The sequence below is a fragment of the Methylotenera versatilis 7 genome (assembly GCF_000799165.1).
GTDB lineage: Bacteria > Pseudomonadota > Gammaproteobacteria > Burkholderiales > Methylophilaceae > Methylotenera_A > Methylotenera_A versatilis_A.
In genome coordinates this window covers 366521-378892 of sequence record NZ_JUGF01000002.1, presented here as the reverse complement: position 1 = coordinate 378892, position 12372 = coordinate 366521, and the positions used below count along the sequence as shown (strand labels likewise).

General features: G+C 43.9%; 11 protein-coding genes. 7 read left to right on the top strand and 4 right to left on the bottom strand.

Annotated features, from left to right (window positions below; all coding sequences use genetic code 11):
• Window positions 1-145: 145 nt before the first annotated feature.
• From K370_RS05810 to modC, 7 genes are all read left to right on the top strand, one after another.
• Window positions 146-643, top strand: a complete 498-nt coding sequence (locus tag K370_RS05810) for a formate dehydrogenase subunit gamma (protein WP_047539774.1) — start codon at window positions 146-148, stop codon at window positions 641-643.
• A complete protein-coding gene (locus tag K370_RS05805; RefSeq protein ID WP_047539772.1) occupies window positions 643-2256 on the top strand; it encodes a formate dehydrogenase beta subunit in 1614 nt (537 codons plus the stop codon). Before K370_RS05810 ends, K370_RS05805 begins: the two co-directional genes overlap by 1 nt.
• Before the next feature lie 22 nt (window positions 2257-2278).
• Window positions 2279-5194 carry a formate dehydrogenase subunit alpha gene (gene fdhF / locus K370_RS05800; protein ID WP_047539769.1) on the top strand — a complete coding sequence of 972 codons (2916 nt, stop codon included), beginning with the start codon at window positions 2279-2281 and terminating at the stop codon, window positions 5192-5194.
• Between the two features lie 119 nt (window positions 5195-5313).
• On the top strand, window positions 5314-6135 hold the full coding sequence (gene fdhD, locus K370_RS05795; protein ID WP_052185250.1) for a formate dehydrogenase accessory sulfurtransferase FdhD: 822 nt from the start codon (window positions 5314-5316) through the stop codon (window positions 6133-6135).
• Window positions 6136-6160: 25 nt separating this feature from the next.
• Window positions 6161-6382, top strand: coding sequence for a formate dehydrogenase subunit delta (locus K370_RS05790; protein WP_047539767.1), 222 nt, complete (start codon window positions 6161-6163; stop codon window positions 6380-6382).
• Between the two features lie 94 nt (window positions 6383-6476).
• A complete protein-coding gene (gene modB, locus K370_RS05785; RefSeq protein ID WP_047539765.1) occupies window positions 6477-7205 on the top strand; it encodes a molybdate ABC transporter permease subunit in 729 nt (242 codons plus the stop codon).
• Window positions 7198-8283, top strand: a complete 1086-nt coding sequence (modC, locus tag K370_RS05780) for a molybdenum ABC transporter ATP-binding protein (protein ID WP_047539764.1) — start codon at window positions 7198-7200, stop codon at window positions 8281-8283. Before modB ends, modC begins: the two co-directional genes overlap by 8 nt.
• 12 nt (window positions 8284-8295) lie before the next feature.
• Here modC and K370_RS05775 read toward each other — a convergent pair whose 3' ends face one another.
• From K370_RS05775 to trxA, 4 genes are all read right to left on the bottom strand, one after another.
• On the bottom strand, window positions 8296-9948 hold the full coding sequence (locus tag K370_RS05775) for an ArnT family glycosyltransferase (protein WP_047539762.1): 1653 nt from the start codon (window positions 9946-9948) through the stop codon (window positions 8296-8298).
• 141 nt (window positions 9949-10089) lie between these two features.
• Window positions 10090-10332, bottom strand: a complete 243-nt coding sequence (locus K370_RS05770; protein WP_047539761.1) for a type B 50S ribosomal protein L31 — start codon at window positions 10330-10332, stop codon at window positions 10090-10092.
• 138 nt (window positions 10333-10470) lie between these two features.
• Complete coding sequence (rho, locus tag K370_RS05765; protein ID WP_047539759.1) at window positions 10471-11730, bottom strand: transcription termination factor Rho; 1260 nt, start codon at window positions 11728-11730, stop codon at window positions 10471-10473.
• A gap of 119 nt (window positions 11731-11849) precedes the next feature.
• Window positions 11850-12176 (bottom strand): thioredoxin TrxA, encoded by a 327-nt coding sequence (trxA, locus tag K370_RS05760; RefSeq protein WP_047539757.1) that lies wholly within the window; start codon window positions 12174-12176, stop codon window positions 11850-11852.
• Window positions 12177-12372 lie beyond the last annotated feature (196 nt).

Below are 12372 nucleotides of genomic sequence, written 5' to 3'. Positions count from 1 at the left end.
CACTCGCTTCAGTGTCATTATTAGGATTTGAATTTAGCAAAAAACACGGTGTCCAAGCCGAATAGTTGAATAGCTTGTCTCGTCTTTAATATGCCTGCAAATAGGTATATTATTACGTTAAATCTATTGGATTGTTAGGATTCGTGTGGCCAACGTATTATCGACAGAAACATTAGACGCAGAAGTACTAGACAAAGTACAAGCCTTAATTGCGCAGCATAAAGACATGCCAGGGGCCTTGTTGCCCCTGTTGCATAGTATTCAAGATGGTATTGGTTATGTGCCAGAGGCATGTTACCTGCCTATTTCAAAAGCATTGGCACTCTCGGTGGCAGAGGTGCACGGTGTGGTCACGTTTTATCATCATTTTCGTTCGCATCCCGCTGGACGGCATATCCTGCAGATTTGCCGTGCAGAATCTTGCCAGGCAATGGGCTCAGAAAAATTAGAAGCGAATATTAAGTCTTCGCTAGGAATTGATTATCATCAAACGACTGCTGATGGCGCCATTACATTAGAGCCAGTGTACTGTTTGGGCAATTGCGCCTGTTCACCCGCACTGATGATGGATGATGAGGTATATGGACGGATGAACAGTCAAAAAGTGGCTGAACTCATTAGTGATGCGAGGGCTACTTCATAATGGGTAACGTTAACGCAATCAAAGTATATGTTCCGCGTGATTCAAGCGCATTATCACTTGGTGCAGATCGTACCGCCAAAGCAATTGCCGCAGAAGCTGAAAAACGCGGTATTGACATTCAGTTAGTTCGAAATGGTTCACGTGGTTTATTTTGGCTAGAACCATTTGTAGAAGTGGCAACTGAAAAAGGGCGTGTGGCTTATGCGCCCGTACAGCCGAATGATGTGCCTGCTCTATTTGATGCAGATTTTCTGAATGCGCACTCAGAAAAAGCCGTCGCGCATCCGCTTAATTTAGGGTTGACTGAAGAGTTAACTTGGCTTAAAAACCAGCAACGCTTAACTTTTGCCAGAGTGGGTATTACTGATCCCGTTTCATTAGAAGACTATCTTGCTCATGATGGCTATAAAGGTTTAGCAAATGCACTGAAATTGACTGGTGCCGATATTGTTAAAACAGTCACTGATTCTGGTCTGCGTGGTCGTGGCGGCGCGGCTTTTCCTACTGGTATTAAATGGAAAACGGTTTTAGATACGAAAAGTGAGCAAAAGTATATTGTCTGCAACGCGGATGAAGGCGATTCTGGCACTTACTCTGACCGCATGATTATGGAAGATGACCCGTTTGTGCTGATTGAAGGCATGACGATTGCGGGTATCGCCGTAGGCGCAACACAGGGTTACATCTATCTTCGCAGTGAATATCCGCATGCACTTAAAATATTGAATGAAGCGATTGATAAAGCAAAAGGCGCGGGTTATTTAGGCGAAAATATTTGTGGTTCACAGCACGCTTTTAACTTAGAAGTACGTCGCGCAGCGGGTGCTTATGTGTGCGGTGAAGAAACCAGTTTGCTTGAAAGTCTGGAAGGAAAACGTGGCTTGGTGCGTTTTAAACCACCCTTGCCGGCGATAGAGGGTTTGTTTGGTAAGCCAACCGTTGTGAATAACGTGATTTCACTGGCAACGATTCCCATCATTTTAGATAAAGGTGCACAGTTTTATGCCGATTACGGCATGGGGCGTTCACGCGGCACTTTGCCAATACAGTTGGCTGGCAATATTAAACATGGTGGTTTAGTAGAGTTAGCGTTCGGCGCGACCTTGCGTGATTTGTTATACGGTTTTGGTGGCGGTTCTGCTACTGGCAGGCCAATCCGCGCTGTTCAAGTGGGTGGGCCGCTTGGTGCCTTTTTGCCAGAAAGCCAGTTTGATACACCGCTGGATTATGAAGAGTTTGGCAAAATATGGGCTGTATTGGGTCACGGCGGCATCGTGGCGTTTGATGACAGCGTCGATATGGCAAAAATGGCGCGCTACGCGTTTGAGTTCTGTGCGATTGAAAGCTGTGGTAAGTGTACGCCTTGCCGCATCGGCTCAGTGCGTGGTGTAGAAGTCATTGATAAGATCATTGCTGGCACGGAATACAACAAAAATATGCAATTGGTACGGGATTTAAGTGACACTATGTTAAACGGTTCCTTGTGCGCATTGGGCGGTATGACGCCGTATCCTGTGTTAAGTGCATTAAATCATTTTGCTGAGGATTTTTCTCCCAGAGGTTCTGGTCTGAATAATCAATTACAGAATCAAGAGAAAGCGAAAGCCGCGTAATCAGGCGGCTGGAGAGAATATCATGGACGACATCAAATACACCACACACACGCAGCCAGTGAATCGATACGATTCAGATAAAGACTATGGTACGCCAAAAAAATTAAGCGAAAAGTTGGTTAAGCTCAATATTGATGGCGTAGAAATTACCGTACCAGAAGGCACATCCATTATGCATGCCGCGCAATTATGCGGTGTAACAGTGCCGAAATTATGTGCAACGGATTCATTGGAACCGTTTGGTTCTTGTCGATTATGTTTAGTGGAGATTGAAGGTCGCCGCGGTTATCCCGCCTCTTGCACTACACCGGTAGCCGAGGGCATTCAGGTGCGTACGCAAACCAGTAAGCTGGCAGATGTACGCCGTGGTGTGATGGAGTTGTATATTTCAGATCATCCTTTAGATTGCTTAACCTGTGCAGCCAATGGTGATTGCGAATTACAGGATATGGCAGGCGCTGTAGGTTTGCGCGAAGTGCGTTATGGCTATGATGGTGAAAATCACCTGAAATCAACGAAAGATGAATCTAACCCTTATTTCACGTTTGACCCGAGCAAATGTATTGTTTGTAGCCGTTGCGTGCGCGCCTGCGAAGAAACACAGGGTACATTTGCATTAACCATTGAAGGTCGTGGTTTTGGTAGCAAGGTTTCTGCTGGCAATAAAGACTTTTTAGAATCTGAATGCGTTTCTTGCGGTGCGTGTGTACAAGCTTGCCCAACAGCAACTTTGATGGAAAAAACCGTGATTGAGGCGGGAACGCCTGAGCATAAAATCACAACGACTTGTGCCTATTGTGGTGTAGGTTGCAGCTTTGACGCTGAAATGAAGGGCGAAGAAGTGGTGCGCATGACGCCAAATAAAGATGGCGGCGCCAATCACGGACACTCATGTGTTAAAGGTAGATTCGCTTGGGGTTATGCGACGCACCAAGACCGCATCACTACACCGATGATACGTAAAAGTATTCATGATGAATGGCAAGTAGTGAGCTGGGATGAAGCGATTAATTATGCTGCCAGCGAGATTAAACGTATTGAAACCAAGTATGGCAAAGAGGCGATGGGTGGTATTACATCCAGCCGTTGTACCAATGAAGAAGTATACGTGACACAAAAGCTGGTGCGTGCCGTATTTGGCACGAATAACGTAGATACTTGTGCGCGTGTGTGTCATAGCCCAACTGGTTACGGGCTCAAACAAACGTTGGGTGAGTCTGCCGGTACGCAAACGTTTGATTCCGTGATGCAATCAGACGTGATTATGATTATTGGTGCTAATCCAACCGATGGTCACCCTGTATTTGCATCATTGATGAAGCGTCGTTTGCGCGAAGGTGCTAAATTAATTATTGCCGACCCGCGCGCGATTGATTTGGTTGAAAATTCCCCTCACGTTCGAGCCGATTATCACCTTAACTTGCGCCCAGGTACAAATGTGGCATTAATTTCAGCCTTGGCGCATGTGGTGGTAACAGAAGGTTTGGTAAAAGAAGACTTCGTGCGTGAGCGTTGTGAGTGGGACTCGTTTGTCGTTTGGCGTGATTTTGTAGCCAAACCTGAAAACTCGCCAGAGGCCTTAGAAGCCACGCTCGGTGTTAAAGCCGAGTTCGTGCGGAATGCTGCGCGCCTGTTTGCAACAGGCGGCAATAGTGCAATTTATTATGGCTTGGGTGTAACAGAACATAGTCAGGGCTCAACCACGGTAATGGGTATTGCTAACCTTGCCATGGCCACAGGCAATGTGGGTCGCGAAGGTGTAGGAGTTAACCCATTGCGCGGACAAAATAACGTGCAAGGTTCTTGTGATATGGGCAGCATGCCGCATGAGTATCCAGGCTATCGACATGTATCTGATGATGCAACGCGCACCTTGTTTGAATCTGCCTGGGGCAGACCGCTTAGCAACGACCCAGGTTTGCGTATTCCTAATATGTTGGATTTAGCCGGTGAAGGTAAATTCAAAGCTTTATATTGCGTGGGCGAAGATATTGCACAATCTGACCCAAATACACAGCATGTCACGCATGCGCTCGAAAATATGGAATGTGTGATTGTGCAAGACCTGTTCTTGAATGAGACAGCCATGTACGCGCATGTGTTTTTCCCCGGCGCATCATTCTTGGAAAAAAATGGTACTTTTACCAATGCAGAACGTCGTATTTCACCCGTGCGCCGCGTGATGGCACCTAAAAATGGGCATGGGGAGCGCGGAATGGAAGATTGGGAAATCACTGCCCGGTTATCTAAAGCCTTAGGCTATGAGATGAGGTACAGTCATGCCTGCGAGATTATGGATGAAATTGCGGCATTAACCCCTACCTTTAAAGGCGTAAGTTTCAAAAAACTGGATGAATTAGGCAGCATTCAATGGCCTTGTGACGATGCAAACCCAACTGGTACACCCACCATGCATGTTGACGAATTTGTGCGTGGAAAAGGCAGGTTCTTTATTACCCAATATGTACCAACTACCGAAAAAGTGAATGCAAAATATCCATTAATCCTCACTACAGGGCGTATTTTGTCGCAATACAATGTGGGTGCACAAACGCGCCGAACCAAAAACAATGTCTGGCACGCGGAAGACTTAGTGGAGATTCATCCGCATGATGCAGAAGATCGCGGCATTAAAGACGGCGATTGGGTTGGTATTACCAGCCGTGCGGGAGAAACAGTGTTGCGTGCAACATTAACTGAGCGTGTGCAACCCGGTGTGATTTACACCACTTTTCATCACCCAGAATCAGGTGCCAACGTAATTACTACGGATAATGGCGATTGGGCAACGAATTGCCCTGAGTTTAAGGTAACGGCTGTTCAAGTAAATCGGGTTCACCAGTTGTCTGATTGGCAGAAAGATTATCAATCTTTTAGTGAAGCCCAAATTGCTTTTACAGGGAAAAAATCCAATAAAATAATTAAGCAGCCCGCTTAATCGTTGATTGAATTATTGAAACTGAATTGGTGGCTGAACTTAAAAAAAATGCTTTATTTGCAAAGAATGTTTCATCTGTAAAAAATATATTGCCTACAGAAGTTGCATCAATAGAGTCTATTTCGCCCGCGCTTATATCTGCAGATGCGTGCTTAACTCAAGTAGAGGTGGCGCGCTGGCGAAATGGTGAATTGAGCAGCGCTGTTGATCAGGTGGCAGAAGAAGTGCCAATTGCGCTGATTTACAATGGAATATCACATGTGGTCATGTTGGCAACACCTTCAGATTTAGCGGATTTTGCACTTGGCTTTTCGTTAAGTGAAGGGGTTTTGCACGACAAAAGTGATTTGTACGGTGTTGACGTTGTACTGCAGTCACAAGGAGTCGAGTTGCAGATGGATGTCGCTACCGCATGCTTTATGCAATTAAAAGAACGCCGCAGAAATTTAACTGGCCGTACAGGTTGTGGTTTGTGTGGTGCAGAAAGTCTAGATCAAGCGCTGCGTTTACCCGCGCAAACAATCAATCTTTCAGCTTCAAAAATACTTGTTAAAAGTATCGAATTAGCTTTTAAAACGATGCAATCACATCAACCGTTACAGCAAGCTACTGGCGCAACGCATGCCTGTGCCTGGGTGAGTACGCTAGGTGAAATACAATTGGTGCGTGAAGATGTTGGTCGACATAATGCAATGGATAAATTGATTGGTGCATTAGCCAAATCGCCAGTACAGCCAGATGGTTTTGTGCTGACATCCAGTCGTGCCAGTGTTGAAATGGTGCAAAAAGTGGCGAATGCCGGCATTAGCATATTGGCTGCAATCTCTGCACCAACGGGTCTTGCCATACGTTTGGCTGATACATATGGTGTGACATTAATCGGTTTTTTGCGCGATAATCAATTTGTAATTTACACACACAAACATCGAATACAATTTTAATAAACCCAAATTTAAACTTAGACTTATGCAAACAGAACAACTAATCAAAATGGCAAATCAAGTGGGTGATTTTTTTGAATCGTATCCCGACCAAGTTCAAGCGCAACAGGGTATTGCAGAACATTTAAATCGTTTCTGGGCGCTAGCCATGCGCCGGCAAATTGCCGCGCACGTCAAAGAAGCCAATGGCGTTGGCTTACATGCAAAGGTAATATCGGCTATTTCTAGCTATCTTGAGGTTGAATGAACCCAGTGGCATTATATTGTTCAGTGCCCATGAAGTTAACCTGCTTCAAATCATAAAATCAGCTATTAATAATAACGATATGAATAATTAAGCCGTGAATCTTTCTTTTTTTATATTAAGCCCAGCAGAAATTGAAGCGCTACTGCTTTCGGCGAGAGTAGCTATTTTTTGTACGCTTGTTATTTGTATTCCGGGTGTTGCCATTGCTTGGCTTCTAGCAAAAAAATCATTCATTGGCAAATCATTATTAGATAGCGTTGTGCATTTGCCATTAGTGTTGCCACCAGTAGTGCCCGGTTTTCTTTTGCTACTACTGTTGGGCAGTCAGGGATTAATCGGCAAATGGCTACAAGCCACTTTCGGTATTAATATCGCATTTACTTGGATAGGTGCCGTCATCGCATCGGCAGTCATGGCGTTCCCACTCATGGTGCGTTCTGCGCGATTGGCAATTAATCAAGTGGATACAGGTTTGGAAGCTGCTGCGCAATCCTTGGGCGCACATCCATTAAGAGTCTTCTTCACCATTACCTTGCCGCTTGCGCTGCCGGGAATCGTTACCGGATTGATTCTTGCATTTAGCCGCAGTTTGGGCGAATTTGGTGCGACCATTACATTTGTTGGCAATATTGAAGGCGAAACACGTACTTTGCCATTAGCTATTTACACGTATACGCAAGTGCCTGGTGGTGATATGGCTGCCATACGCCTGGTGATTTTAAGCATGATTATCGCGCTGGGCGCATTAATGATTAGCGATTTACTCGAGCGTAGAGCCATCAAGCACATAGGACGTGATTTACGGGAGAAAGGCAGTGCTTGATTTCAATCTCCAGCGCACGCAAGGCAATTTTGCTTTAAATATAAAAAGCACTCTGGATACACCTGTTGTCGGCTTATTTGGTCCATCTGGCGCAGGAAAAAGTACCTTGCTAGGCATGATCGCAGGCTTGGTTAAACCGCATTCTGGCCATTTAATACTAGATGGTGAAACTCTATTTGATAGTCAGCGTGGGATTGATATTCCCCTACATCAGCGGCGGATTGGTGTGGTGTTTCAAGACAGCCGGCTGTTTCCACACTTGAATATACGCGATAATTTAAACTACGGGTTTAATTTGCTGGCAACAAAAGATAGGCGCTTCAGCTTTGTACAAATAGTTGAGCTGTTGGAAATCGGCCATCTACTTTTACAAAAACCGCATCAAATTTCTGGCGGTGAAAAACAGCGCGTATCACTTGGGCGCGCATTGCTTACCTCACCGCGCTTATTACTATTAGACGAGCCACTTGCTTCCTTGGATGTACGCTTAAAACATCAGATACTGCCGTTTTTGCGGCGTGTAAAAGATGAAATCAATATCCCGATGGTTTATGTGAGCCATGCGATTGATGAAATTTTATATCTCACGTCACAAATCGTGATGATTGAACAAGGCAAGTTATTAGCACAGGGTCATTTTCATCAGATTATTCATCAGGATAATTTACAGAATATGGCGTATTCGTTGGGATTGGAAAATGTGATTAGCGCAACGATTGCCAGTCATGATAAGGTTTATGCGTCTACGCTGTTAACGCAGGGTAAGCAAGCAATTGTTATACCGCAGATAGCGGCAGAAGCGGGTACGCAAATAACTATTTCTATCCCGGCATCCAGTGTTGCACTGTCATTATCGCATTTGGACAATGTCACGATTCAGAATCAGTTGCAGGGTTTTGTGACAGAGATAAAACAGGTTGGCTATCGCGTATTAGTCATGGTGGATATTGGCGAGAGTCGAATCACTGCTGAAGTAACAACAAAAGCTTTAGAAATGCTGAATATTGCAGTTGGAAGTAGCGTGTATTGCTTATTAAAAGCGCAGGCAATACGCGCACATGGATTTATTGCCAGTTAAGGCAGTTGTTAATTAGTTAACACGCTGAAATAGTCTAAAACTTTCACGGCGATCGCTGATGCGCTTGCCGTCCCAAATTAGCTTCCAGTCTGCGCCAGGCTCGATTTTCTTACTGCCTTTCTCATCCTGAATTAAATACAAATCACAATTAAGATTTTGCTCTGTTTCAAACGCTTGAGTTTTTATGTCTGTATAGTAGTGCAATAAATCGCGCTGACTTTCACCCAAGCCATTGCTGATGATGCAAGCATATTTTTCAGGTAGCGCATTTTTAAATTGCGTAAACACAGTGCTATAACTACGCGCTGAATCAATCATTGGTAGCCATAAGGTCATTAGCAACGTCCAAACACAAGTCATGCCAATGGCCCAATTGGTCGCGCTTGAGCGGTTAGAATGTTGTGCGCGAAATATCGCGAATAACCATATTAAGCTGACGGCGATTGCCATTACCACCGCAATAAAATTGAAATCGAGCTGTGGCATACCAGATAAAAATGTCAGTCTTTCTTTGATTTTGGCGGGGCTGCCCGTCATCATTGCAATCCAGCCTAACCAGATAAGACTACTCATTAAGCCAAATAAAATCAGGCCAAACCAGTTCAGCGCGCCAGCTGTGCCCCGTTTTAATGTTTCAATGCTACCGCCAGCCATGGCCGTTAATGGAACCAGTAATGGCAGTGCATAGATATCTTTACGCTCTGCGCCAAAACCGATTAATAGCCAAGCGATTAATGTAAATATGAGGATAAGTTGAAATCTTGGCTTGTTCAATAATTGTGTGCGATAACGCCAAGCGCCCCAAATGGCAAGCGGTAATGCTGGCCACGCATACCACAGCAATGTTTTGAGAAAATAAAGATGATAAGACTGGTTGAATTGTGCAATGGATTGTAGCCACCAAGTATTAAAAATAGCCGGATGAAAAATCAGGCATAAAGCAATCCATGCTGCTAAAAAGGGGCTAGCAATGGCAATTGATAACGCAACAACGTAGAAAAAGCTTTTGCTTCGCCAAAAAGCAAACAAGCTAGGTAGTACTAAGCATGTGGCCAGAATAATTAATATAGGCAGAAAACCTGTTGATAAGAAAGTGACAACCATACCTGCCGCAAGTAGTACACTGGCTCGATAAGGGCGTCTTTTACTTAAGGCTAATGCATAAAAAGCAGTCGTGAGGCCAGTTAAGCTTGCAACCTCTGGTGTTAATGTATGCGCGCTGATAATTAAGCCAAGTGAGCCCATGAAGACAAAAGTTGTTTGTCGACCAATGCCTTTTCCCCACAACTCACGTCCAGTCATACCAATCATGAGTAGCGTGATTAGCATCCATAAACCCGTCGCAATGCGTGCAGCATCATGCAAAGGCAATATTGGCTGTAGTGTTTTTGCAAGCAAAGCGCTGCTTAAGTAGAATAATGGAGGGTCTATGATGTTAGGGCTGCCAGCAGAATTAGGCATCAGGTAAAGGTTAGCATCCAGCATGTTTTTAATAATACTGATGCTATGCGACTCAAACGGCTTCCAAGGTGCGTGTCCAATTAAACCCATGAACAGCCAAACGGCACATAGCACTAACAGCAAGTGCGTTTTAGCACGCTCACCCACGCGCGCGCGCGGTGTGGACATATTACCTTGCCAGTCATGATCTAAATCGAAGCGCATTGATTGTCGTTATTAAATTTATTTGTTTATTTTAGCACTGCTTATTTTGCATGGCTTAAATTAATCGCTTAAGGAATGAGCGATTAAGCGGAAAATAAAAAAGGCAGCCAAGCTGCCTTTTTTGCAAAACACAGACGTAAATTACATGCCGTATTTTTGTTTGAATTTCTCAACACGACCAGCCGTGTCTAAAATCATTTGTTTGCCAGTGTAGAACGGGTGTGATTTTGAAGAAACTTCAATTTTAACCAGTGGATATTCTTTACCATCTGTCCATTTGATGGTGTTACGCGTAGCAATGGTTGAGCGTGTAAGAAAACTGAAGTCGGCGCCGATGTCTTGAAACACCACTTCTCTGTATTCTGGATGAATTCCGTCTTTCATGATATAGCCTCACTATTTGGTTGCCGAAAGATACGGCGGTAATTAATTTGCACTAAAATTGCAATAGACGCGCATTATATTTACTTTTGCACTGATGCGCAAGGTTGAATGTTCAGGCGCAATTATTGTAAAGACCTATTAGCCGCGACGCATACTGTCAAAAAAGTCAGCATTATTTTTAGTGGCTTTGATTTTGTCTAACAAGAATTCCATCGCCTCTAAATCATCCATTGGATAAAGCAGTTTACGCAGTACCCAAATTTTCTGTAATACGTCTTTTTCGATGAGTAACTCTTCTTTACGTGTGCCGGATTTATTAACATTAATCGCTGGATAGAGGCGTTTTTCGGCCATTTTGCGGTCAAGATGGATTTCCATGTTGCCCGTGCCTTTAAACTCTTCGTAAATCACGTCATCCATACGCGAACCGGTATCTACCAAGGCTGTTGCGATAATGGTTAATGAGCCGCCTTCTTCAATGTTCCGCGCGGCGCCAAAGAAACGTTTAGGGCGTTGCAGTGCGTTTGCATCCACACCGCCAGTTAACACCTTACCAGATGAAGGTATTACGGTGTTGTATGCGCGCGCTAAGCGGGTGATTGAGTCCAGTAAAATCACTACATCTTTTTTATGCTCAACCAAGCGTTTGGCCTTTTCTAACACCATTTCGGCAACTTGCACATGACGCGTTGCAGGTTCATCAAAAGTTGAAGCGACTACTTCACCTTTTACTGAGCGCGTCATTTCAGTCACTTCTTCCGGGCGCTCGTCAATCAGTAACACAATGAGAACAACATCGGGATGGTTGGCCGTGATGGCATGCGCAATATTTTGCATCATGACGGTTTTGCCACTTTTCGGGCTGGCGACTAATAATCCGCGCTGACCACGACCAATTGGCGCAATCATATCAATCACGCGGCTAGTGATATTTTCTTCGCCGCGAATATCACGTTCTAGTGTCAGGGGAATTGTTGGGAAAAGCGGTGTTAGGTTTTCAAATAGAATTTTATGCTTGGTATTTTCAGGCGCTTCACCATTCACGACATCAACTTTTACCAAGGCAAAATAGCGCTCGCCATCTTTAGGTGTGCGAATCTCACCTTGAATGCTATCGCCGGTGTGTAGGTTAAAACGACGAATTTGCGATGGGGAAACGTAAATATCATCAGGCCCGGCTAAATAAGATGTATCAGGTGAGCGTAAAAATCCAAAACCATCTTGTAGTACTTCTAATGTGCCGTCACCAAAAATGCTGTCGCCTTTTTTTGCTTTATTTTTTAGGATGGCGAAAATCAAATCTTGCTTGCGCATGCGGCTCGCATTGTCAATTTCGTTGGTAATTGCCATTTCAACAAGTTCGGTGACAGGTAGGTGTTTTAAATCGGATAAATGCATGAGAGAACTCTCTAGAAGTGACTAACTAAGGGATAGTTTGTATGAAGTGTGATGGTAAAAAAATGTCTAGTTTCTGATTGGGTTTGTAGAAACTAGACCTATTGGAAAAGATTAATAATTTAGATGTTGCTATCAATAAATGCAGTTAATTGAGATTTTGATAGCGCGCCCACTTTAGTGGCTTCAACATTGCCATTTTTAAATAACATTAAAGTTGGAATGCCGCGAATACCGTATTTCGGCGGTGTTTGCTGATTATCATCAATATTTAATTTAGCGACTTTCAAACGGCCAGCATATTCTTTACTGATATCATCCAAAATTGGTGCAATCATTTTGCAAGGTCCGCACCACTCTGCCCAATAATCCACTAAAACGGGAAGGGGAGATTGCAATACCTCTTGCTCAAAAGCAGCATCGCTTAAATGGGTAATATGTTCGCTCATTGTGGCCTCGGTGTAGAAATTTGACGATTGACTGAATAGTGTACGATAACTTAAATTATGATGGCTATCTTTGATAATTAAATAGCGTCGTTTAATCTATTTTCAAGTAATTAACAGAAATTTAGTTAAACTTTAATTAAGTTGAGATGAAAATAGCTTATTCAGTACTGACTAAATTGTCACTAAAAATAACAAT